This window comes from Enterovibrio baiacu, from assembly GCF_004120195.1.
Taxonomy (GTDB): domain Bacteria; phylum Pseudomonadota; class Gammaproteobacteria; order Enterobacterales; family Vibrionaceae; genus Enterovibrio; species Enterovibrio baiacui.
Map to the genome: position 1 here is coordinate 64200 of NZ_SCHN01000009.1, position 23911 is coordinate 88110.

The 23911-nt window shown below is 49.2% G+C and carries 22 protein-coding genes and 1 pseudogene; 7 read left to right on the plus strand and 16 right to left on the minus strand.

The genetic code is table 11. The features are described from left to right. Positions 1-21: 21 nt before the first annotated feature. The 3 genes and pseudogenes from EQP46_RS24200 (at position 22) to EQP46_RS09775 (ending at position 2089) form a co-directional block, all read left to right on the plus strand. Complete coding sequence (locus EQP46_RS24200; RefSeq protein ID WP_167482757.1) at positions 22-171, plus strand: hypothetical protein; 150 nt, start codon at positions 22-24, stop codon at positions 169-171. A gap of 391 nt (positions 172-562) precedes the next feature. Then, positions 563-1336: pseudogene (locus EQP46_RS09770) on the plus strand (cytochrome-c peroxidase); the annotation flags it as partial. A 33-nt stretch (positions 1337-1369) separates the two neighbouring features. Beyond that, positions 1370-2089, plus strand: coding sequence for an MOSC domain-containing protein (locus EQP46_RS09775; protein WP_129493467.1), 720 nt, complete (start codon positions 1370-1372; stop codon positions 2087-2089). A gap of 125 nt (positions 2090-2214) precedes the next feature. Here EQP46_RS09775 and EQP46_RS09780 read toward each other — a convergent pair whose 3' ends face one another. From EQP46_RS09780 to EQP46_RS09790, 3 genes are all read right to left on the minus strand, one after another. Then, a complete protein-coding gene (locus tag EQP46_RS09780; RefSeq protein ID WP_129493468.1) occupies positions 2215-2565 on the minus strand; it encodes a DUF2750 domain-containing protein in 351 nt (116 codons plus the stop codon). Positions 2566-2657: 92 nt separating this feature from the next. Further along, a complete protein-coding gene (locus EQP46_RS09785) occupies positions 2658-2963 on the minus strand; it encodes a hypothetical protein (RefSeq protein ID WP_129493469.1) in 306 nt (101 codons plus the stop codon). A 123-nt stretch (positions 2964-3086) separates the two neighbouring features. Continuing rightward, complete coding sequence (locus tag EQP46_RS09790) at positions 3087-4427, minus strand: aminotransferase-like domain-containing protein (RefSeq protein ID WP_129493470.1); 1341 nt, start codon at positions 4425-4427, stop codon at positions 3087-3089. Between the two features lie 206 nt (positions 4428-4633). On the opposite strand from EQP46_RS09790, the gene EQP46_RS09795 reads away from it, so the two are divergent. Continuing rightward, on the plus strand, positions 4634-5500 hold the full coding sequence (locus EQP46_RS09795) for an NAD(P)-dependent oxidoreductase (protein WP_129493471.1): 867 nt from the start codon (positions 4634-4636) through the stop codon (positions 5498-5500). A 121-nt stretch (positions 5501-5621) separates the two neighbouring features. Here EQP46_RS09795 and EQP46_RS09800 read toward each other — a convergent pair whose 3' ends face one another. The 5 genes from EQP46_RS09800 to ectA all read right to left on the minus strand — a co-directional run bounded on the left by EQP46_RS09800 (position 5622) and on the right by ectA (position 9985). After that, positions 5622-6098, minus strand: a complete 477-nt coding sequence (locus EQP46_RS09800) for an Lrp/AsnC family transcriptional regulator (RefSeq protein WP_129493472.1) — start codon at positions 6096-6098, stop codon at positions 5622-5624. Positions 6099-6260: 162 nt separating this feature from the next. After that, a complete protein-coding gene (locus EQP46_RS09805) occupies positions 6261-7679 on the minus strand; it encodes an aspartate kinase (RefSeq protein WP_129493473.1) in 1419 nt (472 codons plus the stop codon). A 66-nt stretch (positions 7680-7745) separates the two neighbouring features. Continuing rightward, the gene (locus EQP46_RS09810) at positions 7746-8138 is read right to left on the minus strand and encodes an ectoine synthase (protein ID WP_017010272.1); all 393 of its coding nucleotides are present in this window, start codon (positions 8136-8138) and stop codon (positions 7746-7748) included. Positions 8139-8150: 12 nt separating this feature from the next. Further along, positions 8151-9416, minus strand: coding sequence for a diaminobutyrate--2-oxoglutarate transaminase (gene ectB, locus EQP46_RS09815; RefSeq protein WP_129493474.1), 1266 nt, complete (start codon positions 9414-9416; stop codon positions 8151-8153). 23 nt (positions 9417-9439) lie between these two features. Continuing rightward, positions 9440-9985: a diaminobutyrate acetyltransferase gene (ectA, locus tag EQP46_RS09820; RefSeq protein WP_129493475.1), complete on the minus strand. Its 546-nt coding sequence runs from the start codon at positions 9983-9985 to the stop codon at positions 9440-9442. A 536-nt stretch (positions 9986-10521) separates the two neighbouring features. Here ectA and EQP46_RS09825 point away from each other — a divergent pair. Both EQP46_RS09825 and EQP46_RS09830 read left to right on the plus strand, forming a co-directional pair. Continuing rightward, positions 10522-11967: a glyceraldehyde-3-phosphate dehydrogenase gene (locus tag EQP46_RS09825; protein ID WP_129493476.1), complete on the plus strand. Its 1446-nt coding sequence runs from the start codon at positions 10522-10524 to the stop codon at positions 11965-11967. 176 nt (positions 11968-12143) lie between these two features. Continuing rightward, a complete protein-coding gene (locus EQP46_RS09830; protein WP_129493477.1) occupies positions 12144-13418 on the plus strand; it encodes an RNA polymerase sigma factor in 1275 nt (424 codons plus the stop codon). A gap of 39 nt (positions 13419-13457) precedes the next feature. Here the strand turns inward: EQP46_RS09830 and EQP46_RS09835 are convergent, their stop codons facing one another. The 5 genes from EQP46_RS09835 to rsgA all read right to left on the minus strand — a co-directional run bounded on the left by EQP46_RS09835 (position 13458) and on the right by rsgA (position 17681). Next, complete coding sequence (locus EQP46_RS09835; RefSeq protein ID WP_129493478.1) at positions 13458-13808, minus strand: YciI family protein; 351 nt, start codon at positions 13806-13808, stop codon at positions 13458-13460. A gap of 207 nt (positions 13809-14015) precedes the next feature. Beyond that, on the minus strand, positions 14016-15179 hold the full coding sequence (locus EQP46_RS09840; RefSeq protein ID WP_129493479.1) for a glutathionylspermidine synthase family protein: 1164 nt from the start codon (positions 15177-15179) through the stop codon (positions 14016-14018). 3 nt (positions 15180-15182) lie between these two features. Beyond that, positions 15183-15785, minus strand: a complete 603-nt coding sequence (locus tag EQP46_RS09845) for a DUF1190 domain-containing protein (RefSeq protein WP_129493480.1) — start codon at positions 15783-15785, stop codon at positions 15183-15185. Between the two features lie 15 nt (positions 15786-15800). After that, positions 15801-16217, minus strand: a complete 417-nt coding sequence (locus EQP46_RS09850; protein WP_017010279.1) for a DUF350 domain-containing protein — start codon at positions 16215-16217, stop codon at positions 15801-15803. 390 nt (positions 16218-16607) lie between these two features. After that, positions 16608-17681, minus strand: a complete 1074-nt coding sequence (gene rsgA, locus EQP46_RS09855; RefSeq protein ID WP_129493481.1) for a ribosome small subunit-dependent GTPase A — start codon at positions 17679-17681, stop codon at positions 16608-16610. Between the two features lie 439 nt (positions 17682-18120). On the opposite strand from rsgA, the gene EQP46_RS09860 reads away from it, so the two are divergent. After that, positions 18121-20187, plus strand: a complete 2067-nt coding sequence (locus tag EQP46_RS09860) for a prolyl oligopeptidase family serine peptidase (RefSeq protein ID WP_129493482.1) — start codon at positions 18121-18123, stop codon at positions 20185-20187. Positions 20188-20303: 116 nt separating this feature from the next. On the opposite strand, the gene EQP46_RS09865 is transcribed toward EQP46_RS09860, so the two are convergent. The 3 genes from EQP46_RS09865 to EQP46_RS09875 are packed head-to-tail and all read right to left on the minus strand — an operon-like array spanning position 20304 to position 23807. Continuing rightward, complete coding sequence (locus EQP46_RS09865) at positions 20304-20918, minus strand: PqiC family protein (protein ID WP_129493483.1); 615 nt, start codon at positions 20916-20918, stop codon at positions 20304-20306. Then, complete coding sequence (pqiB, locus tag EQP46_RS09870) at positions 20918-22546, minus strand: intermembrane transport protein PqiB (protein WP_129493484.1); 1629 nt, start codon at positions 22544-22546, stop codon at positions 20918-20920. The genes EQP46_RS09865 and pqiB overlap by 1 nt, the downstream gene beginning before the upstream one ends. 1 nt (position 22547) lies before the next feature. Further along, complete coding sequence (locus EQP46_RS09875) at positions 22548-23807, minus strand: PqiA/YebS family transporter subunit (RefSeq protein ID WP_129493485.1); 1260 nt, start codon at positions 23805-23807, stop codon at positions 22548-22550. Between the last annotated feature and the right edge of the window lie 104 nt (positions 23808-23911).

A 23911-nucleotide genomic window follows, 5' to 3' on the forward strand; every position in this document is an offset into this window, starting at 1 on the left:
TAAGTTGTTAAGGAGTGCAACATGGAATTGGAAAACCAATTTGGTGAGAAACTACATCTCGCCGATGATCTTACATTGAAAGAAATGGTCGATATGGGCTTGCTAGTGGTATTGGCAGACGAGAACGACGAGAGTGAGAACTGCTGGATCCCCACTGAGCCTTTTGAGTGAATACCCCTTAAAAACAACATGTAGAAAGCCTCTGATTGAATAAATCAGAGGCTTTTTTAATCGTCTGTATCGGCTGCTGCGCGCCAGTGATTCGTTTTTCCTGTTGCTTTCATCGAAATATCCCGCTGTAAATGACCGAAATTTGCTGTCTATACTCCCAGACAGGTTGCTGACAGGAGGTTATAGGATGAAAGCGATATGCCATGTGATATTCATTACTTCAACGCTTGGGTTTTCTTGGAATACCTCCGCAGCAGAACCCTTGCAAGATCTTGCCAATGCGTTATTTGGCCCTCTGCCAGAGGCCATGCCAGGCAGTGAATTTGATACGCCAGAGCGGGTTGCTCTCGGCAAAGCCCTGTACTTCGAAACCGCACTTTCCGCCACTGACAATCAATCGTGCAATACTTGCCACAACCTTTTAGAAGGTGGGTCGGGCACTGAGCCTCTGCCGGTATCTGTCGGTGCGCTCGGCAAGTTAGGCACGCGTAATAGCCTCACAACGTGGAACGCGGGTTTTCAGTTTGCTCAGTTTTGGGATGGGCGCGCAAAAGATCTCGCCGAGCAAGCACGAGGCCCAATCACCAATCCGATTGAAATGGGGTTGTCTTCAGAAGATGAGGCCATTGAGAAGCTTAAAGACAAGGGCTACCAAAACGCGTTCGCTGCCGCCTTTCCCAACGTAGATGATGCGATGACCTTTGATCATCTGACGGAATCCCTTGCGGCGTTTCAACGCACTTTGGTCACCGAAGACAGATTTGATTTGTACCTCGCGGGGGATGCAACCGCGCTGAGTACTCAAGAAAAGCGGGGATTAGAGCGATTTATTTCCACAGGGTGTAATGCGTGTCACAACGGCCCATTGCTTGGCGGCGAACTATTCATGAAAATGGGCTTAGTAAAGCCTTATCCGAACAAGATCGACAAAGGCCGCGCACATGTTACGGGCAGTTCAGCGGACAACTTTATGTTTAAAGTGCCGACGCTTAGAAACGTGGCGCAAACCGCGCCCTACTTTCACGATGGTGCGGTATTCAATTTAGATCAGGCTGTACGCGACACGGCATGGCATCAGCTTGGGGTGAAACTCAGTGAAGAGGATGTGAAAGACATCAGCGCATTTTTTGCTTCACTCGATAACACCAAGACAATAACGTTTTAGATAGTCTCGACTATTCGCTTTGGAGATTCCGCTTTGCAAGATGCATCGAACCCTGTGCCTTCATCACATTCAGCCTTTCAGGTTTCGACCATTTATCGTGGGAAAGTGGCAGCGCGCTATGGCCTACAAACCGCGATGGACAAGGTTGAAATTGTCGGGGATGTCTTTTTATCAAAGACGGGGTTAGACGGTGATGAAACCGCAGATAAAAAGCATCACGGCGGGCCTGAACGTGCGCTTCACCATTACCCGCAGGAACACTATGCATGCTGGCGTGAAAAGTATGGTGACGAACAGGATTGGCAAGCGCCCGGAATGGGCGAGAACATCAGCACTGTCGGGATGACGGAAGACACGGTATGCATTGGTGATCGCTACCAATGGGGCGATGCCATCATTGAAGTGAGCCAGCCGCGCTCGCCATGTTTCAAGCTCAATCAACGCTGGGAAGTTGAAAATCTGTCGGTCGATATGCAAGCCATCAGCCGCTGTGGTTGGCTTTATCGCGTGGTTCAGACCGGCACTGTGAGTGCGCAATCGCCCCTCGTGCTTCTCTCTCGCCCTGAGCATGCCATGACGCTGCGTGAAGTGTGTGACGTGTTCTTTGGCGACCCTTTAAATACCGAAGGGTTAGCGAAGCTGCGTGAGCAAACTGCCCTGTCTGACAGTTGGATGAGCAAAGTCATTCTTCGCCAGGAAACGCATGAAGTGGAGAATTGGTATTTTCGATTGTTGGGGCGTGCTGCGCCGTAATTCGTGTTTAACCACGTCATTACGTGACTGCGAATTAAGCGTCAACATCGATAGATAACAGGCGTGAAAAAGGGCATCTACGAGAACGTGGATGCCCTTTGCGATCTTACTCGTCGAGAAGACGATTACAGATACATTTTTGCCAGTGTTGCTGGCTCAATTTCTTTGCCTTCAAGCGCTGCGTTCCAGTTAATACCAACCAGCACGCCGTCTTCGTCTAGCGTGATCAGCCAATCTTGAACGAACACGTCTAGTGGGATTTCTTGCACTTCGAAATCTGCCCACTCTTCAACGTTGTGAATTTCTGCATCTTCTTTTGAAGACCAGAATGGCATGATTTCGCTGTTTTCAAATTCGGTTGAATCGCATGCCAGCCAACCTTCTTCATTGGTTAAACCCCAAACTTTGGCGGTTTCTTGTGTTTCTTCAATGAAAAGCGTCAAGTTTGCTTCGATGTCAGCAGTCAATTTGGTCATTTTTAGATTCTCAGTGATTCAATGCGAGCGCTAGAATATCACTTTAATTCGGAATGCGCTTGCATCATGTCGTGTCACTGAGCCATGACGAATTATCCCATCGCAAGTGATAACGCTGAGAGCTTACGATTTAGACGCAGATTGATGATTTCTTTAGCAAACGCCATGTAGAAATAAGGAAGAAGCGCAAGCATCACCAGCACATAACTTATTTTGAATCGAAATGGCATGTCTCGCTTCTTTCCCTCATCGAAAATCGTGATGCCAGTGACGAAAAAGAAACCGACAGCATACAAGGTGGCAATGGTGCCGACGAAGAGATAACTGATCATGACGCCCTTTGCGACAATGGCGCTTATAACCTGCAGGTAAACCCAAAAAATATCAATGTAATCCACAACCTACTCCGGTGTGTTGGTAGAAAAAACCAACAAGGTAGAGCGCGTTGCAATTAATACAATCCTATTCGATGAAGACTTCGGGAAGCATCAAAGCGGCTTTGTAACTGCGAATTCTGTCATTCAAAACGGCGCTAATGAAACCTCATGACTCTCCAGTAACGCCCTGAGTGCTTGCAAACCTTGCTTCAATGCGTCGTTGTTTTTTATCGACATCAAAGACAGGCGAATGCAGTTGGGGTGAGTGTCGCCCGCAGCAAAATAGCTGCCACTGGTTACGATCAGATCCCGTTGCTTCGCTTCCATCACAAAACGTTCTTGTTGCCAATGTGCGGGCAAGGATACCCAAACGTGATAACCCTCCGATGCTGAAATCACGTCACCGAGTATGTCTTTTGCGATGGCTTGTCGCTGCTTGGCAATGTCGCGCTGCATGTCTGCCATCGAAAACGCGTCGCCGCTGTTTATGAGTTGTTCGGCAACAATAAAATTCAACGGGGAGGCTAACCAGACATTGGCGCGAATGTGCGCATTCAGTAAAGGTAATAAATGCTCAGGGGCAACCACAAACCCGCAACGCATGGCGGGGCTAATCGCTTTAGATAACCCAGACACATGAATGCCTTTCTCTGGTAGCCAATGGCATATTGCAGGCAAGGTGTCTTCGTTCAAAAAACCGTAAATGTCATCTTCCACCAAGTAGGCAGAAGAATGTTCAATGATGGCAGCAATAGCTTGCCGTCGCTTAACGGGCATCGTAATGCCTGTCGGGTTCTGGTGCGACGGAATTGCGATTACCAGTTTGGGTTTGTGCGTGTGCAGTACGGCTTCGAGGGCGGACGGGATGAGCCCGTCTTCATCCATGTCTATGCCGATGATCTGGCGTCCCGCTAAACTGGCGATAGCCAGAATGCCGGGGTAGGTGAGCGCTTCGACCGCGATAACATCACCGGGTTGGGTCAGCGTTTCAACCAGCAGAGACAGTGCATGTTGCGCGCCGTTGGTTAAAAGCACATTGCTTGCTGTTGCGGAATCCAATCCGTAGCGCTTCGCCCACATGGCCCCAGCTTCACGGTGTGCATGGTGACCTGAATGATCGGTATAAGCGAGTAATTCTGGTGTAAAAGCGAGGGAGGCTTTTTGATAGGCAGTGCGCAGCGAGGCAAGGTTTTGCAACACGTAAGGTTGAAGGATCGAAAAGTTAAATTCGGTGTCGTTTTCGGCAGGCTGAATGGCTTTGTTTAACTGCGACGCACCCACGACAAACGTACCGCGACCGACAAATGATTCCACACGATTCATTTCCGCGAGTAGCTTATAAGCTTTGGAAATGGTGGCGGGTGTGGTTTCTAACTCAGCGGCAAGCTCACGGTGTGGGGGCAACTTGGCGCTGGGCGGATAAACGCCTTCGTCAATGCGTTGCTCAAGTTGACGGGCGATGTCTTTGAATTTCGTTTCGCTCACAAGCATTCCATGCGTTTTCAATCTCTGGGACAAATTATGGCCAGCTTTCCACCGAATTGAAATAGCCAACGCAATCAAATTTAACATTGACATATGTCAATTGGTGCAATTATAGTCACCTCATTACGCACGAATCATGCGCTTTTGTTTGCGTGGCTGAAGACGTCACGGCAGTTTGCATGCACCCAACATGAGAGGATAAGGATATGTCAGAGAAAAAGGTTTCGTTTATCGGTTTGGGTGTCATGGGATACCCAATGGCGGGTCACCTTGCGCGTGCAGGTTTTAGCACCACGGTTTATAACCGCACGACGGCGCGCGCAGAAAAGTGGGCGTCTGAGTATCAACAAGCGTTTGCGATTACTCCGCGTGAAGCCGCAACCGATAGCGACATCGTGTTTGTGTGTGTGGGTAATGACAATGACGTGAGAAGCGTTATTTATGGTGATGATGGTGTGCTGGCGAGCATGAAGCCGGACAGTATTTTGGTCGATCACACCACCACGTCGGCAGAGTTAGCAGAAGAGTTGGCGGCAGCCTGTAAGGAAAAGGGCGTGCACTTTATTGATGCGCCGGTATCCGGCGGTCAAGCGGGCGCAGAAAACGGCGCGTTAACCATTATGTGTGGCGGTGATGAAGGCACTTTTAACATCGTAAACCCTGTGTTTGATGCGTATGCGAAGCAAGCGGTGCTACTGGGCGACAATGGACAAGGTCAGCGCTGTAAAATGGTCAACCAAATCTGCATTGCGGGTATTTTGCAGGGATTGAGTGAAGGCCTATTGTTGGCGCAGGCGTCAGGCTTGAACATTGAACAAGTCACTAATGTGTTGAAGCACGGTGCTGCGGGTTCATGGCAAATGGAAAACCGCGCCGTCACCATGGCGCAAGACAAGTTCGACTTTGGGTTTGCCATCGATTGGATGCGCAAAGACTTGGGTATTTGCCTTGATGAAGCTAAACGCCACGATTTAACGCTGTCACTGACGCAAGAAGTGGATAGCAAGTATGCCAGCCTGCAAGAGAAAGGCTTAGGGCGCATGGACACATCGGTATTGATCAAGGCTAACTAAGGTTTTTTGCGCAGATGCTTCTTGAGCATCGTATTGTTTGAAAACAGCCTAAGTAAACAGATAAAAGCCAACGGCAGATGATGCGGTTGGCTTTTTTGTTTTATCAGTATCGGCGTTTTTATCAAAGCTGGGTATCGTCGATGGACAAGGCTTCTTGCTGGTGCTTGATGGTTTTGGTGACGATGTAGGTGTAGTAGCGTTCAATGCCTAAATCGGACACCAGCCAGTGGTCGATTAATCGTTGGTATTGGTCAATGTCGCTCGCGACAACGCGGAGCACGTAATCAACGCCGCCACCTGTTGCAAAGCAATCCGCCACTTCATCGCATTCTTGCATGGCTTGCTCAAAGCGCTCAAAGCTATTTGCGCTGTGTTGACCCAGCGTGACTTCCACGATGACGGGTGTTTTTTTGGATAACACGTTGTGGTTGATTTTCGCGCCATACCCTTCAATCACCCCCGCTTCTTCCAAGCGCTTTACGCGTTCCCAGCAAGGGCTTACTGATAAATTGATGGCCTCTGCGAGGTGAGATTTTGTAATACGGCCTTGTGTTGCCAAGATTTGCAAAATCTTCACATCGTATTTATCCAATCTCATCGCGTCTCCCTTTTGCTGGTGGTGTTACTGGTCGTGGTGATGAATACGTATTGAAGACGAGTTCACACATTACTTTAAGATTAGCGGAAAAGAAAAACGCTCATCGAGGTTATCAATGAGCGTTGATGGTCTTGTGACAGCGGTTGTCTTTAACGCCAGTATTTAGGCAACGTGCTGTTTTTTCGCCGCCTTGGCGGTAAAGAATTCATCATGCAGTGCACGGATGGTGCGATCGTAGGCATCGTCTTTCACAACAAACTGAACGTTCACGTTACGCATTGAAGAGTGCACGGCGATCGGCGCGATGTCATGGTTCATGAGTGCAAGCACACCACGGCTCAAGGTTGTGTTGGTGTTGATTTCAGCACCAATGGCAGAGATGAGGGCGACCCATTGACCGGTAATGGTCGAGCTTGGGAAGCGCTTCTCTGCTTTATACAGCAAGTGGTTTAGGTTTTTACCTGCGCCGCTCAAGTAGTAAGTAATGGAGTTCGCGTTCATTTCTTTGCCGACCAAGCTAACACGCGCATCGGCAATGATTTCCATCATTTCATAGCCCACGTTATCCACCTGTCCGACCATGGCTTGGTCGAAAACATGCAGCGCAAAGACTTTGTTTTTACCCGCGATGATTTCGATGTTCTCTGCATCAGGTTGGTATTCCTGAGAGATCAAGGTGCCTTGGTGCTCCGGTTCAAAGGTATTTTTAATTTGAAGCGGAATGTTGTTTTGACGTAGGCCTGATGCGGCATTGGGGTGAATGGCTTCCATCCCCAAGTTCGCAAGCTGGTCAGCGACGTCGAAGTTTGACTTGCCGATTGGCAGCACGTTTTCGGGCCCAGCGATACGCGGGTCAGCGCTGCTCAAGTGATACTCTTTGTGGATCACAGCAAGGTCTGCCGATGTCAGGCATGCAATGCGACTAAAGGTCATCTCGCTGTAACCGCGATCATAGGTTTTCATCAAGCCTTCATCGCAGTAGGCGTAACCCGTGACAATCGGCAGTTCCTTGGTGACATCAATGTCATCAAAGGCGCTTTTAATCACGGTGTCCAAGTTGCCTGAAAGGTTGTTGTCCCAGCCTGACAAATCAACAAAACGTGCGTTCACGCCAAGAGTTTTTAGCTTCAGAGCGGTGTTAAATGCACTGTGGGCTTCGCCGATCGAAGATAAAAATTCTCGAATTTGTGGAAGGTATTGGCGGAGGGTGAACTGGCCGTATTCGCAGGTCGCCAAAATGTTGGTGATACAGTTTTGCGCATCATCCAAACGTTCGGTAATGAATTTGTCAGCGCGCTTACGGCTGACCGGATCAGCAAACAGGTTTTCATTGATCATCATCATGCGTTGTTTCACGGTAGTGAACGCACTCATCCAGTTTTCATCGCGCTTCGCAACGTGTTGGTAAATCCCTGGCTCGCCAGAGCGTTTGCATTCCAACAAGGCATCCGTGATGCCGCCATAAGCTGAGACGACAAAAACACGATTATAAGGCGACGTTGGGCGTAATAAGATGTTGTCTAACACAGCATCAAACGCCGACATGGACGTGCCACCAATCTTTTCTACGGTGTAAGTCATTTGGGCTTCCTTTACACAAAAGAGGATAAAAAGAAGGGGCGAGTCGCCCCTTTTTGATGAGAGAAATTAGTCGACGAGAGGATAAACGCCGTTTTCATCGTGGACTTCATTCCCTGTGATTGGCGGGTTAAATACGCACGCCATCACCATCTCTTTGCCTTCGCCGGAATAGGCGCGAAGGTAGTGCTCATCATGTTTATCCAGAATGTACAAAGTACCTGGTTTGATAGGGTAGGTTTCACCGCCGACCACTTCGATTTCACCTTCACCAGACATGCAATACACAGACTCTAAGTGGTTCTTGTAGTGGATGTGTGTTTCTGTGCCTTCGTAAATCGTGGTGATGTGGAAAGAAAATCCCATCTTGTCGTCTTTCAACAACATACGAACGCTTTCCCACGTTTCAGATGCAACACGGCGCTCGCTGTTTCTGCACTCTTCCAGAGTTCTTACGATCATGTTTCTTGTTCCTTAAGATGCTTTGCGTGTTGCTGTTTGTGCAACGTATTCTGCGGCTTGCTCGAAAATATGAAGGCCTTGCTCGAGCTCTGATTCACTGATGGTCAGTGGGCAGAAGAACTTCACCACTTCATCGTTTGGACCCGCAGTTTCAATGACCATGCCTTTTTCAAAACAGCGACGTGAAATCGCAGAAGCAAGGTCACCGGTTTTACATTCAATACCCTGCATCATGCCGCGCCCTTTGGCACGCACGAACAAAGACGAATGGCGCGAGAGTGAACGATCGATGACCTTTTTCACTTGTTGGCTGCGCTCAGCAATGTGCTTTTCGAAATCGTCGTTTGCCCAGTAGCTTTCAATGGCTTTGGTTGCAGTCACGAATGCGTGGTTGTTACCACGGAACGTGCCGTTGTGCTCGCCCGGCGCCCATTTATCCAGCTCAGGTTTCATTAGAACGAGGGCCATTGGTAGGCCGTAACCACCAATTGATTTCGACAAGGTCACCATGTCTGGTTTGATGCCGGATGGTTCGAAGCTAAAGAAGGTACCTGTGCGGCCACAACCTGCTTGAATGTCATCAACAATCACGAGCACGCCGTTGTCTTTACAGATTTTGCTCAAACGCTGTAGCCAGGCGTTAGATGCCACGTTCAGGCCACCTTCACCTTGCAAGGTTTCGAGTAAGACAGCTGCCGGTTTGTCTAAACCGCTTGAGTTGTCGTTCAACATGGTTTCTAGCAGCAGCAGGCTGTCTACACCGGCATAGCCTTCATACGGCAAGCGTGATGTGCCTGCTAAAGGCATGCCTGAACCACCGCGGTGGTGTTGGTTGCCGGTTGCCGCCAATGCGCCATACGTACAGCCGTGGAAACCATTGGTGAAGGTCACGATGTTGGCACGACCTGTCACTTTACGTGCAAGCTTCATTGCCGCTTCAACGGCATTGGTGCCAGTGGGGCCCGTAAACTGCACTTTGTAATCAAGATTTCGTGGTTCGAAGATGTGATTACGGAGTGCGGTTAGGAATGCAGACTTGGCTTCTGTGTGCATATCAAGGCCGTGGGTCACACCATCACTTTCGATGTATTCGATCAGTGCTTTTTTGAAGATGGCATTGTTGTGACCGTAGTTAAGCGAACCAGCGCCGGCGAGAAAATCAATGTAGCGATCGCCGTTTTCGGTTTTCAGCCAGCACCCTTTTGCGGAAGAGAAAACCACAGGGAAGCTGTTTGAGTAAGACCTAACGTTTGATTCTTGCTTGTTATAAATATCCATAAGGATTCCGTTTTAACTCCAATTTATTGGTTGTTATTCAAAGGAATGCGGTAAAGAAATTCCGTGTCGTGATGACCTTTGAAGTGCTGCTGCTCGTCGAGAAATACCGATACCGAACCCGTTTCGCCATGCGATTTATCGAGCTTCTTGAAAAGATTCCAAGAGCCTTCATTGGATTTGGTGATCGTGGTTTCGACGGCTTGAACATGCTGTAAATATTCGCGCATCAGCAGTTCTTGCAACATGTGATATGCGAGGCCTTTGCCGCGCATGGTAGGTGAAACAGCCACTTGCCAGACGAAGAGTTCGTCATTCGCTTCGGGTTTTAGATAGGCGGAAATGAAACCAACAATTTCGCCATCATACTCTGCAAGGATGCAGGTTTTGTGGAAGTGGGATGACTGAAGGAAATTACAGTAAGAAGAGTTTTCATCAAGCGGCGGACAACTGGCGATTAATTGGTGGATCCCGATACCATCTTTAAGGGTTGGAACGCGAAAAACCCATGCATCTTCATCTTGACTCAAACGCGCTAATGCCGCAGTTTGGTAGATCGTCGTAGTGCTCATTTGATTCACTAATCCTTTAGAGGTCTAAACATTAAAGCCACCTAAAGGATACAGTTTGCTCATCAATTATCAAGTTTTCGTCACGTTTATGAGACTTTAAATTTGTATCTTATTGTTATATATGGGTGTAATTTTCCATCCGAAAAATCGAAAATGATTAGATGTATAACGAAAATATTGCGCTATTAATGCAATGAAATGACACTTTTCTTTCGAGGGAGATCACCAAAATGTTTTCGGGAAAGCGGGGGGGGCACTTAATTCCTAACGATTAAAAAGTGACAACAAGTCAGATTGAATTGGGTGGGAAGTAGTAAACTTTCAATCAATTTTTGTGGCACATGCGATGAGGAAGAAATAAGACAGTAATAATTCATCACTCTGCGTTTTAACTGATTGAATCGTATGACATTGAAGGCATGTTATTTTTGTTTGGTTAATAATTGTTCGCTCGTTAGACTCACGACCAAAATAATAATAATCACCCTTAGTTGTTCTTCTTTTCACGTATTAGTTAAAAGGCATAGAAAGTAACAATGAGTCCAGAACAGTACCTTACCCAATGGCAACAAAGTCAAACTGACGCCGAATCCATGTATCCGTTAATCGGAAAACTGTACCGAGAAAAAGGCGTCGACATTCACATTTATGGCCGCGCAATGGTCACCGCAAGCACCATTGATGTCGTCAAAGCACATCGTGTTGCGCGCTGGTACACCGGTCAAGAAGTCACCACAGAACACACCTTACCGCTGCTTCAAGCCCTCTCTACCATGGATTTACCGCCATGCCGTATCGATCTCGGTCGCCTTGCCAGCCTTTACTGGGGCGAGCACGACGATGATGCAGCGCTAGAAGGTTTTCTTGCAAGTGCCGTCGCAGACTTGCCAAAGGGCAATGCATTAGACGCACCAAGAGATGTTGTGCTTTATGGTTTTGGCCGTATAGGACGCCTTGTAATGCGTCTTATGATCGAAAAAAGTGGCCCGGGTTACCCGCTTCGCTTACGTGCCATTGTTGTACGTGGCGGACGTGACGGCGATTTGGAAAAACGTGCGAGCTTGCTGCGTCGCGATTCCGTACATGGCCCTTTCAATGGTTCCATCCTTGTTGATGAAGCGCGAAATGCCCTGATTGTGAACGGCAACTACATCCAAGTGATTTACGCCAATCACCCTTCAGAGGTTGATTACACGGCGTACGGCATCGAAAACGCCGTGGTGGTCGATAACACGGGCATGTGGCGTGACACTGAGGGACTCGGCCAGCACCTCACGGCGAAAGGCGCAGGTAAAGTGTTGCTGACTGCTCCGGGTAAAGGTGACATTAAGAATATCGTCTACGGCGTTAACCAAGACGACATTGACGATGCTGACACCATCATTTCTGCAGCGAGTTGTACCACGAATGCCATCACGCCTGTGCTTAAAGCGATGCATGATCGCTACGGCGTAGAGTCAGGGCATATCGAAACGGTGCACTCGTTCACCAATGACCAAAACCTGATTGATAACTTCCATCACGGCGATCGCCGTGGTCGCGCTGCCTCATTGAACATGGTATTAACGTCCACCGGTGCTGCAACCGCGGTTGCGAAAGCGTTGCCTGCACTGAAAGGCAAGCTCACGGGCAACTCCATTCGTGTACCAACCCCAAATGTGTCGATGGCGATTGCCAACCTTAACCTTGGCGCCGATGTAGAACGTGAGTCTCTTAATGCCTTTTTACGTGATACGGCGCTCGTGTCACCGCTGGCGGGTCAAGTTGATTACACGCAATCGACAGAAATCGTGTCATCGGACATTGTTGGTTCTCGCTATGCGGGTGTGGTGGACAGCGAAGCCACCATCGCGGATGGCAACCGTTGTGTACTGTATATCTGGTACGACAATGAGTTTGGTTACAGCTGTCAGGTGATTCATTGCATTGAGCACATGGCTGGCCTGCGCTATCCAATGGTGCCGACACCGCAAGAATCGTAACGATTTTTGTCGTGGATCAGGCAAATTAAAAAACGGCTCTCAGGAGCCGTTTTCTGATCGGCGAAACCTGTATCAAACAAGAGTAAAACTGAACGAATCATGGGCATAAGCCATTAGGGAGCTGCTTCTCACCGGGTGATGCGCTATACCTGATAGGAGGCAGGCAAGGAGTGGGAATGCCAGAGCTGTTAAACCGCATTGATCGACTTTATCGCGCAGAGTCCGCCAAGGTGCTGGCGGCGTTAACGCGTATCTTTGGTGTCGAGAATATCGAGTTGGCAGAAGACACCATGCAAGAAGCTTTTGGTAAAGCATTGAAGCATTGGAAAGTGCATGGCGAGCCGGAAAATCCCGGAGGCTGGTTGATGCAAACTGCGAAGAACCATGCCATTGACGTGATCCGCGCGAACAAGAACAAACACCGCTTTGCCGACGACCTATCCCAATTCCTCGAAAGTGAGTGGACACTTACTCGCACCATGGAACGAGAATTCAGTGAAGAGGCGATCAAAGATGACACGCTTCGAATGATTTTCTGGTGTTGTCACCCTCACCTCAAGCCAGAAAATCAACTGCCTTTGATCTTGAAACTCTTGTGTGGTTTTAGCCTGTCGGCCATTTCCCGTGCGCTGTTGGTGCCTGAAGAAACCATTAAAAAGCGCCTGCATCGCACTCGAAATCAGCTTAAACAATCCCCCTTTAAACAGCCTTCGCCCGCGCACATTGAGCAAGCGCTGGATACGGTTCATGTGTCTTTGTATCTCTTGTTCAACGAAGGCGTGTATTGCTCTGATGGTAAGAAAGCCATTGATATCGACTTCTGCCGAGAAGCAATGGCATTGGTGGGTATGCTGGTGGAAGCGCCGCACATTGCCAATCGAGAGACCTTGGCCTTGTATGCGCTGATGCATTTTCACATGGCGCGCCTCGTCGCAAGAACGGATGCGAATGGCAATCCTGTTCCTTTGGATTTGCAAGAACGTGGGTTGTGGGAACGAGACACTGTGCGCATGGGCCAGCAATTCATCACGCTTGCTACGCTGAATATGCCAGAGACATTGCAAGATGCTGGGCGCTTTTGCTGTGAAGCATTGATTGCTCAAGAGCACTGTATCGCAGAGACGTTTGAATTGACCAACTGGAAGAAGGTTGAGGCTTACTATGCGCGGCTTATTGATGTGTCTGCATCGCCAGTCGCCAAACTTAATCAAGCCATCGCGATCGCCTATCAAGGGCAAGAAAAGCGGGCGCTTCAACGTGTTGCGGCCATTCAAGCAAAGCATGGCATGGAACATTCCCATTTGCCGTTCGCTATTTTGGCTCACATTCACGCTAAATCAGGTAACAGAGCAAAGGCATATCAATTAGCTGAAGAAGCACAAAAAAGAGGAGGCACTCAACAAGAGCAGCAACTTATGCTTGCTCAAATTGAACGCCTCCTCGCCAGTTAACAGAGGGATGTTAACTGACGGATGTTAACGGATTAGCTTTTAGCCCATTTGCGCCACTTCACGGATTTCTAAAGATACGCCGGGCGATCGGAAAATCGGACAGGTTTTTCCAAGCTCGGCTGCCGCTTCTAAGCTTGCTGCACGAACAATGGAATAGCCACTGACGAGTTCTTTGAATTCGGCGGCAGCAATATCCGTCACGACCATATCAGGCGTGACACGTTTGCCATCAAAATGCAGCGGTGAACCCCCAGTCACAAGCTCCCCTGCTTCCTGCAGTTTGGTCATCCAGTCTTCCCAGCACTTCATCACCGCAGCCATTTCTTCAGAAGAAGTATTCTTCATCCAATCTGGGTCACCACCTTGGTAGATAAACATAAACTCTTTCATCTTTGTCTCTCCATATCATGAATCGTTGTTGTGAGATTTGGTCTCGTATAGACAACGTTTGAGGGTGACCAAACGGGGACATTTATTTTTAAAAGATAGGCGATTAAAAAAAGAGAAGGCGTGCCAATCCTAATAAATCAACACCTTATGCTTGTGCGGTGAAGGGGCAATTAAAAGAAGAAAAGAAGAAAAGTTGAAGCACGAAAGCTAAAGAATGATGTGTGGGATATATCGCGCAACGTCTTGGGTGATCAAACTGGCATCTTCGCGAATGGAAATGCCGGCAGCGCGATCGTTGACGAGCCAACTGCCGATTAAGGTGTAGCTGTCCCCAAACTTAGGGAGCGGCTGGTATTGTTGAACAATCGCCTGTGTTGATGCGTAAGGGCCGTCAGTTTTGACGAACGACTTGCCGTCTCGGATGATTTCGATGTTTGCGCCTTCGCGTGAGAACAAAGGCTTGATCACGAAGTCGGTTAATGACGAGGCCTTTGGGTCGTCAGCAAAATAGGCAGGCAGCAAATTCGGGTGGTTTGGTTGCATTTGCCAAAGCATGGGCAGCAGGGCTTTGTTGGAAAGCACTGACTTCCACATAGGCTCTAACCAATTGACGGTAGACGTTTTCAGGTGCGTGGCGTATTCCTCGTCAAACATAAACTCCCAAGGGTAGAGCTTAAACATCCAACGGATGGGGCGATCGCCGAGGTCGATAAATTCACCATGGGTATTAATGCCAATGTCTTCCACAAATACAAAGGCCGTGTGCAACCCTGCCTCAATGGCGCAATCTTCAAGGTATTGCACCGTGGCTCTGTCTTCTTCCGTGTCTTTGCAGCAACTGAAATGCAGCGTTTGCCCCGGTTGTCGACGCGCAAGATCGGCAAAGCGTTCGATGATGAAGTCTTGCAAGATATTGAACTGATCGGCGTTTCGATGAATGCGGCCACTGTCTACCACATCTTCTAACCACACCCATTGCCAAAAACCAGTCTCGAAGAGAGAAGTGGGCGTATCTGCGTTGTTCTCATAGAGTTTGGCTGGGTTGACGCCGTCATACGCAAAATCAAGGCGAGCATACAGCGAAGGATCGCGTCGACGCCAAGAGTTTGCGACCAAATCCCACATGTTTTCAGGGATGCCAAAACGCTGTAATAACGCATCGTCTCGCACCACTTTTTCCACCACGTCTAAACACATTTGGTGGATTTCTTCCGTCGGTTTCTCTAAATCTTCCTCAATTTGCTTGAGGTTAAATTGGTAATACGCCGTTTCGTCCCAATAAGGGGCGTCATACATGGAGTGAAAACCAAACCCATACTTCTTGGCGAGTTCACGCCAATGCGGACGTTCAGAGATATCCCGACGGAACATGTGTTATCCGCCTCGGCTCGATGAGCGTGATGACGATGACACGGATTTACCGAAGCCGCCACGTGACATCACTTGACCGACGGTACCGCCTTTACGGTTAATCGTGCTTGAACTGACGTTCACCGCCTTGTTCGCCACATTGCCATAGGATTTTCCATCGCCAGAAAAGAACTTGCCGCGGTAACGATAAAGCGGTTGTGAGTAGTAGCGTTTTTTCTTGCGCTTGAAGTAATCGTCATCCAACCCGCGAGCGAAAAAATACCCCGCTAACGCAGGAATGAAAAACGATGAGTAGCGCTGACAACCGTCCAAGAAGTCCATTTCACATTCTTGTTGATTGTAATAACGCGGCGCAGATTCAGCGGCATCGCGTAAGGCTTCTTGATACGCGATTTCACACTCTTCCATTTGTTCAGGAAATGAATTCCCACATTGGCGTGGGTTTTCGAACACAAAGCCTTCGGTTTCAGGTTCGAAAAAACACCCAGAAATGCCACCCACGAAGGCAAAAGGGATCACTTTCGCGGCCTTGTTCATGGCTGAACGTTTAACGTTGCTGCTTCGTTTTGGGCGGTTAGCATGTTGCTCGGTATTTTGCTGCGTCATGGTGTCTCTCCCGAATTAATAGGTCAGACACGCGGCATTCAAAATGCCAATGGACACAGAGACAACTGCTAACACGATACCGGCAGGCAATTCGTCGTTTTCGATGCGCTTGGTCAGCTCTTTAAGCAGCAAAAAGCGCACGATCGCGAAAGCAATGAACTGCGCGACCATGGCAATCACACCCCACACCATGAAATCGATGATGTTGACGGAGTTCTGCGCCGCCCCTGCAATGGCGAGACAGTAACCTAAAAATGCGCCGCCCAGCGCAACAGCTGCAGTCACGCTTTTGTCATCTTTGATCAACGACCATTCATCGTACGGCGTGATGCGCACATAGATAAATTTGAAAATGAGAACGAAGGCAATTGAGGTCGCGAAGTAGATCAGAAAGTTAGGAAGGCCGGAAAGTAGCCCTGCTAGCATGTCCATAGTGAGTCCCTGTTAGTAATTCGATGAAGCGCCATCCTTGCGGTTCCATCACCCAGCTTTTGCTGAGGATAGCGCGTGACTACTCTATCGAAATTCGTGAGCGGCATGTGTTCTAAAGATTAAACAATGCGTTGATTAAGATATAAAAAGCGTAGGCGATGGACGCCGCTATTTAAAGCGGGTCCATGCCAAGGCTTGTTATTTTGAGGTGTGTATTTCTTGCGCGTGACGCTGCAATGCTTCCAGCACTTTGATCAGGTCGCGATAGTGGGTGCCACTCAGGCTATCGAGAATGCCAGCTTCCCACTCGAGCGCACGAGGGACAACCCGCTAGTAGCGTGCCAGCACATCTTCCTTATCGTTTTATTAGAAACATCATGTTTTAGGGTGTTAGAACCCTTTCTTCATATGGCGATGGCTGGATTGCACCGTGTTCACCATTTTGGTGAAGGCTTTATCCTTTGCGCGCTTTTGCGCCATGGTTGCTGAGTTTCTCGCGTCTTCACTTTGCAGCTTGATGTAGTTGTTGAGCCGACGTTCGTCGATGCTGCCTGATGCCAAGGCGTCACGAATGGCACAGCCCGGCTCGTTACCGTGTTGGCAATCGCTGAATCGACATTGTGATTCCAGCGCCTTGATGTCGGAAAACAAGGTATTGAGGCCGTCTTCGCTGTCGAAGATTTTTAGCTCTCGCATTCCCGGTGTATCTAACAACACTGCGCCAGAAGGCAAACAGTGCAGGCTTCTTGCTGTTGTGGTGTGGCGACCTTTGCTATCACTTTCGCGAATGCCGCCAGTTGCTTGCACAACATCACCTAACAAGGTGTTCACCAAGGTAGATTTTCCTACGCCAGATGAACCCATCACGACCAGCGTTTTCCCCGGTTTTAGCCAAGGGCTAAGGGCGTTTGTGGTCTGTTCGTCGAGGGCGTTGACCGCTTCAACGGCCAAAAATGGCGCTAATGCTTCGACAGAACGAAGGGTGTCATTCAGATCAAACGGGTTGCCGTCCGCATCAAGGCTGCTTTCGGCTAGGTCACGCTTGGTTAAGACCACCACGGGTTCAACGGATGCGTCGGCACACAAGGTTAAGTAGCGTTCAATGCGGTTTAGATTGAAATCATGATCCAAGGCGCACACCACAAATGCGGTGTCGATGTTGGCGGCAATCAACTGTTCAATCACTTTGGTGCCTGCGCCTTTACGCGCAAACAAAGATTGGCGTTCAAGCTGGCGAATGAATTGGCCGTCATCATCCAATAAAAGCCAATCGCCGACCGTCATACTGGGAAACGAGGGGCGGATCTCAAGCAATTCGCTGCCCGATTCACTGATCAATACATAGTGACTACGGTGATGTTCTGCAATTCTGGCGATACGACGATTTTCGTAATCTTCTAGTGTCAGTTGTTGTTGAAATACAGGTTGCCAGCCAAGTTGGCTCAATGTTTTAAAAGGTGTCATTGCTTTTCCCTACGCACAGAGAATGGCTCTGTGTGTTTGAGTAACAGAGTGTTGTAGGGTCGAATCAATTTGGAAAGACCCCGGTCGAAATTCACCGGGCAAAGGAAGGGTGTCGCTGTCGCGTAAACGTGGTTTTACCGAGCGTTTTAAAAGCGCTATTTAGCGTACGGTTCCTGCCGGGTGGGTCATTACTACAATCATTTTGTTCCTCCTGGTTGTGTTGCGTCATGGATGTTGAATGTGTCGGCACTCGCCGTCAATTTCGCGAATTTATCACGAGTTTCTTTTCCCTGCAAAGTGTATTGATTTTCTGCGGTCCGCCCTTGGTATTCTTGCCGTATCACAACGCGGCAAAAGGGACGAAACACGGGCAGAAACTTAGGCAGAGAGTCGCGCCTTTCGTTATGATGAAAAACATAATGTCAGCACGGAGTGACACATGTTCCGCTATCCCCAAACTCGCAAAGACGACACCGTAGACACCTACTTTTCCACCCCCATTCCAGATCCCTATCGCTGGCTAGAAGATGATTTAAGCGATGAAACAGCCGATTGGGTCGATGCCCAAAACGCGGTGACCTTTGACTACCTTCGCGCGATCGCATGCCGTGATGAAATTCGCTCGCGCTTGATCCACGCGAACAACTACGTGAAGCAATCGAGCCCGTTCGTGCGTGGCGATTACACCTATTTCTATCGCAATGACGGCTTGCAAGATCATGCGATTCTTTACCGTTCAAAAACACACAGTGACAACACAGATGCGGCTGAACCTGAGGTGTTTCTTGACCCTAACACCTGGAGTGGCGAAGGCACTACGTCGCTCGATCGTTTGCAGTTTTCTCGTGATGATTCGCTGGTGGCGTACTCAACCTCTGAAGGCGGCAGTGATTGGCGCACCGTGTATGTGATTGATGCAGCGTCGGGCAACGCACTGGGTGACGCCATCGAGAACGTGAAGTTTTCAGGTATCTCATGGCGAGGCAGCGAAGGCTTTTACTACTCGACCTACGACAAGCCAGAAGGCAGCGAACTGTCAGCACGTACTGAACACCATAAACTCTATTTCCACCGCATTGGCACAGCGCAATGTGATGATGAATTGGTCTTTGGTGGCGAAGGTGACCCGCAATACCGCTATGTTGGCGGCTACATGACGGAAGATGATCGCTTCTTGGTGATCAGCGGTGCGAATGCCACGTCGGGTAACATGCTTTATGTGCAAGACCTAAACGCGGGCACGCCATTAACCTGTTTAACGCAGGATGATTCGTTCGACAGCGACGTGATTGAGCATCACGACGGCACACTGATTCTATACACCAACCTCGACGCACCGATGGGACGTATCGTCTCAGTCGATGCCGCCACGCCGACACAAGCACACTGGCAAGATTTGATCCCTGAAACCGAGCATGAACTCAGCATTGGCACAGGGTGTGGGTATTTGTTTGTCAGTTACTTGGTTGATGTGCAAACCCAAGTAACCCAATATCGCCTTTCTGGCGAGAAAGTACGGGACATCCAGCTCCCTGATATCGGCAGCGCGTCGGGCTTCAGTGCGCGCGCACAAGACACGGATTTATTCTTCAGCTTTACCAACTACACCACGGCCAGTGCCATCTATCGTTACGATCCTGAAAATGGTGATGTCACTCTGTTCCGCAAGAGTGAATGTGTCATCGACAGCGCTAAGTTGGAATCTAAGCAGGTGTTTTATACCTCCAAAGATGGCACGAAAGTGCCGATGACCATTTGCTACCGTAAAGGCATTACGCTAGATGGCAGTCACCCGACGATCTTGTATGGCTATGGCGGTTTCAATATCAGCCTTGAGCCTGCCTTCAACCCCAATGTGGCGACATGGATTGAGCTTGGCGGCATCTATGCGGTGGCGAACCTTCGTGGTGGCGGCGAATATGGGAAAGCCTGGCACGATGCAGGCACACAGCAGCAAAAGCAGAATGTGTTTGATGATTTCATCGCAGCAGCTGAATACCTGATTGACGCGAAATACACATCGCCCGATAAACTCGCGATCCGTGGTGGCTCAAACGGTGGTTTGTTGGTGGGTGCATGCATGACGCAGCGACCTGAACTGTTCCGCGTCGCGCTCCCTGCCGTTGGCGTGCTCGACATGCTGCGTTACCACACCTTCACCTCGGGCGAGGGCTGGGCCTATGACTTTGGTACGTCGGCACAAAGCCAAGACATGTTCGAGTATCTACTGGGCTATTCGCCGGTTCACAACGTGAAAGAGGGGGTGGCGTATCCATCCACCTTGGTCACTACCGCTGACCATGATGACCGTGTTGTTCCCGCGCATTCCTACAAGTTCATCGCTGAGCTTCAAGCCAAACATGCTGGTGACAACCCTGTGTTGATTCGTATTGATGTGAACGCAGGTCATGGCGCTGGGATGCCTACCCATAAAGTGCTGGATTTGAATGCGGATGTATACGCGTTCTGTTTTGACCAAATGGACGTTGCCCCCCGCTTTGACTGACGTTATCGGTTAACGAGCGCTCGTTAAAAGAAGACGAAAAAAACGCGCCAACAAGGCGCGTTTTTTATTGAGGAAAGCGGAATGCGTTGATTGCTACTTGGCGAAAATGCGAAGGTTCAGCGCGTTTTCACATAGCGCGCAATATCGTCACTCACTTCAACCCACGCGGCTTGCAGCGCTTGCGTCAGGCCGACATAACCGTCTTGCTCTAATGGCACTGATTTGTTGAAGGTGTTTTTAATCACCAGTTGCTGATTAGCGTCATACAGTGACCAGCTTCCCACCACTTCTGCATCGCCATTCAGCCCGCCGTTAAAGCGCTCGACGAAAAGTCTCACGGCATAACTGGCTTTTTCTGCGGCTGCAGACTGCGGGATATCGCCGTCTTTTTCGATCAGCACCAACCAACCCGATAACTGCTGCGACAACAAATTCGCCGTGGCGGATTCCAACATGTCAGCAGGCAGAATCGCCCACTGATGCCAGGTTGCAGCGCGGGCGCGGTAGTTGTCGACCCGTTGTACCATGCCGGGTTCGTTAAGCCCTGAATACATGTCTACGTTTTCGACAATGAGTTGAGGCTTCGAGGCTGGGGTCGTCACCACCTTGTCTTCCGCCACAATGTCGAACTGGTAGTAAGACACTTTGCGTTCTGTCTGCGCAGAGCAGCCACTTAACACAGCGAGAGCCGCAGCGAGTCCCAATCCTGCGAGGGTGCGTTTCATGATCATTATTCATTTCCTCGGGCTTTGGGTTGCACATCGTCTTCATCAGGTTTATCAAAAATCAGTATGTTTGGATGTTCGCTGAGTTCTTCCGCCAACGGCTGAATTTGCTTCATCAGTACTTCCATGGATTGAATCGCGTTCTGGATGTCGTTATACAGCGGCGATCCTTTTTGATAACTCTGTAGCGTGGTTTGTAGTTCTTCCAAGCTCTCCGTGATTTCTTTTGGCACGCTTTCAATGTTGGCGCTGCTGACGATTTTTTCCGTCGAGCCTGCGAGCGACGAGAAAGACGCCAAGGTGTCGTCTATGCGGGCGAGGGTTTTCTCGATTTCCAGCGCATTGAGCTTATTGAGGAAGCCTGACATTTGGTCCGTAAGCTGGGTAAAACCATCCGCAGTACTTGGGATCACGTTATAGCCGCCAAACGTTGCCGCATAGGGCTTCTCGTCGCGTTGATAAAAGTCCACATTGACGAACAACGCCCCCGTTATCAGGCTGCCTGTTTCCATGGAGGCGCGAAGGCCATTTTTCAGCCAAATACCGATATTCTTGCGCCAGAAGTTCTCGGCCAGCGCGACATCTTCATTGATGCGCGCAAACTCTACTTTGATCAGCACGGGAATGTCAGTGTTGTTCTCTGTGACAAGCACCGGCATGCCGTCTTTTCCTTCGTTGAGTGGCACTTCAACGACGGTGCCTATGCGCACACCGCGGTATTCAACGGGCGCACCCGCGCGCAATCCGCGTATCGAGTGTTCAAACATCACGACATAGTATTGATAGTCAGGGTAGCGCTCTTCCAAACTCTCGCTGTAGCTTTTGCTCAAAACAAACTGGCTGTTTTCTTTGGCGATTGCACCCGGGTCTTCGCGATTAGGCACACCGAACGTGATGCCGCCATCCACGAATTTTGTCAGCGGGCCAGCGCGCACACTCAATCCATCAGCAGACAAATCCATTTCTAAGCCAGTTTCAACCCAGAACAGCGTTTTCTGTGTGATGAGGTTATGGTAAGGGTCTTGGATGAAAACCTGATAGTTCATCACTTGCTGTTGCCAATCGAACTGAGCTTTTTCGATCGTGCCTACGTTGTAACCTTTGAAGTAAACCGGTGAGCCAACCGCCATCGCATCTGCGTTATAGCTGATCAATTCGTAGCGTTTCCCTTTGAGGTTGATGGACACTAATGGTGGCTCGGGTAGCACAGTAAATTCATCACTGTTTTCTTGTGCGTTGCCAGGACGAAATTCAAAGTAGATACCTGAAAGTAATGTGCCCAATCCACTAATACCCGATTGGTCTATGCGTGGCTGAACCGCCCAAATTTGCGCATCTTTAGTGAGAAGATCGTCATAGCGCTTTTCAATCTCAGCGGTGACTTCCACTTGGCGTCGATCATCGGTGAGGTGAACTTCAGTGATCAACCCAATGGGTACGCTGCGTGTTTTTATTTGGGTTTTACCAGGGCTAATACCTTCCGCATTCGGCATCACAATGGTGATCATGGTGCCTTTGTCATCGAGATAGGCGTAGACCATCCAAATGCCTAAAACCAGCGCCATCAGCGGCACAATCCAGATTTTGGATATGCCTTTTCGCTGTGTGATGACGGCGTTATCTGCCTCTGCCATATTATTCCTTATCGGCGTGTTTCTGCTCTAAATCCCAGAGCAGCTTGGGGTCAAAACTGTGTGCCGCAATCATGGAGGCGATCACCATCAGTGAGAAATACACTGCGCCTACGCCCGGCACGATTTCCATCATGCCGGAGAGTTGCACCAGCGCGGCTAAAACGGCGACGACATACACATCAATCATCGACCATTTCCCTAAAAATTCTGCAATCATGTAGATCTGCGTAAACGATAAGCGGCAGATGTTTTTCTGTTTGGTGACGACCCAGCAGAACAGCGCAAACGCCGCCATTTTGGCGAGCGGTAGCATCACGCTCGCGACGAAAATAACGATGGCTATGGGGTAAGACCCGTGTTCGATAAGAACAGCCACACCACCGATGATGGTTGAGGGTTCAGGCGAGTTAAGAAAAACGGTAATCAAAATCGGCGCGATATTCGCGGGGATATACAACATGAATGCCGTTGCTAACCACGCTAAGGTTTTCTGCACACTTTGAGGGTTGCGCGTATGGACGGCACTATGACAGCGTGGGCATTCTGATTCTTTGGTGATTAAATCGCAGGTGTGACAACCACCAACGTCTGAATCGATGGCGCGTCCGCGGGTGGGATACTGGGGATATTTGGAATGGTGGGAAATGGTGTCCCACAAATTCTGTCGATGAATGTTGAGCATGGTCAGCAAAAAGAAGACCACGAAGCCAATGTACGCCCAGAATGACAGTCCCATCCCAATGTCGGCCAATGAGGTGATTTTCACTAAACTGACGAGCACGGCCACCAAAAATATTTCCGGCATGCTCCAATCTTTGCAAAAGAAAATCGCTTTGGTCATGAAAATTTGCAGGGACGTCGGCAAGAGCTTGCGTAGCGGGGTATGCAGGAAAAACGCAAACAGCAGCAAACTGGCAGGCAGCATTGTTATGGTGGCGGCCATTAAAGCGCCCAGCGGTTCGTATTGGTGTTTCACCATCACGAGTGACACATCCATCAGCCCCATGGATTGGACAAGGCCTTGGCGAGAAAACGAGATCAGTTCAAACAATAACGAGCACAATAAGAGAATGCTGGCGGTGGTCGCGAAGGCGATGACTTTTTCGTCATCATGTTTTGCGCCTTCCACAACATGCCCACCACAGACGCGACAAACCGCCACTTGATTCTCATCAAGCTCGGGCACATTCGATACGTGATCACAAAGGTGACATACAACCTGCAAACGGTATTTCCAACATTTATCCAATAGGTTAAGCATTCAATATGTCGGCGGTTTTCGCAATGTTGTGTCGCGTATCAATCATAAGAAACACCTTAAATATATGATTATACGAGTGTATTCATATGTGCTAATGGAAGTGC

Excerpts from the sequence above, each read along its gene's own strand:
- EQP46_RS24200 (WP_167482757.1), top strand. The coding sequence starts at position 22 with ATGGAATTGGAAAACCAATTTGGTGAGAAACTACATCTCGCCGATGAT.
- EQP46_RS09780 (WP_129493468.1), bottom strand. The coding sequence starts at position 2,565 with ATGACCAAATTGACTGCTGACATCGAAGCAAACTTGACGCTTTTCATT.
- EQP46_RS09795 (WP_129493471.1), top strand. The coding sequence starts at position 4,634 with ATGTCAGAGAAAAAGGTTTCGTTTATCGGTTTGGGTGTCATGGGATAC.
- EQP46_RS09800 (WP_129493472.1), bottom strand. The coding sequence starts at position 6,098 with ATGAGATTGGATAAATACGATGTGAAGATTTTGCAAATCTTGGCAACA.
- EQP46_RS09805 (WP_129493473.1), bottom strand. The coding sequence starts at position 7,679 with ATGACTTACACCGTAGAAAAGATTGGTGGCACGTCCATGTCGGCGTTT.
- EQP46_RS09810 (WP_017010272.1), bottom strand. The coding sequence starts at position 8,138 with ATGATCGTAAGAACTCTGGAAGAGTGCAGAAACAGCGAGCGCCGTGTT.
- ectB (WP_129493474.1), bottom strand. The coding sequence starts at position 9,416 with ATGGATATTTATAACAAGCAAGAATCAAACGTTAGGTCTTACTCAAAC.
- ectA (WP_129493475.1), bottom strand. The coding sequence starts at position 9,985 with ATGAGCACTACGACGATCTACCAAACTGCGGCATTAGCGCGTTTGAGT.
- EQP46_RS09825 (WP_129493476.1), top strand. The coding sequence starts at position 10,522 with ATGAGTCCAGAACAGTACCTTACCCAATGGCAACAAAGTCAAACTGAC.
- EQP46_RS09830 (WP_129493477.1), top strand. The coding sequence starts at position 12,144 with ATGCCAGAGCTGTTAAACCGCATTGATCGACTTTATCGCGCAGAGTCC.
- EQP46_RS09835 (WP_129493478.1), bottom strand. The coding sequence starts at position 13,808 with ATGAAAGAGTTTATGTTTATCTACCAAGGTGGTGACCCAGATTGGATG.
- EQP46_RS09840 (WP_129493479.1), bottom strand. The coding sequence starts at position 15,179 with ATGTTCCGTCGGGATATCTCTGAACGTCCGCATTGGCGTGAACTCGCC.
- EQP46_RS09845 (WP_129493480.1), bottom strand. The coding sequence starts at position 15,785 with ATGACGCAGCAAAATACCGAGCAACATGCTAACCGCCCAAAACGAAGC.
- EQP46_RS09850 (WP_017010279.1), bottom strand. The coding sequence starts at position 16,217 with ATGGACATGCTAGCAGGGCTACTTTCCGGCCTTCCTAACTTTCTGATC.
- rsgA (WP_129493481.1), bottom strand. The coding sequence starts at position 17,681 with ATGACACCTTTTAAAACATTGAGCCAACTTGGCTGGCAACCTGTATTT.
- EQP46_RS09860 (WP_129493482.1), top strand. The coding sequence starts at position 18,121 with ATGTTCCGCTATCCCCAAACTCGCAAAGACGACACCGTAGACACCTAC.
- EQP46_RS09865 (WP_129493483.1), bottom strand. The coding sequence starts at position 20,918 with ATGATCATGAAACGCACCCTCGCAGGATTGGGACTCGCTGCGGCTCTC.
- pqiB (WP_129493484.1), bottom strand. The coding sequence starts at position 22,546 with ATGGCAGAGGCAGATAACGCCGTCATCACACAGCGAAAAGGCATATCC.
- EQP46_RS09875 (WP_129493485.1), bottom strand. The coding sequence starts at position 23,807 with ATGCTTAACCTATTGGATAAATGTTGGAAATACCGTTTGCAGGTTGTA.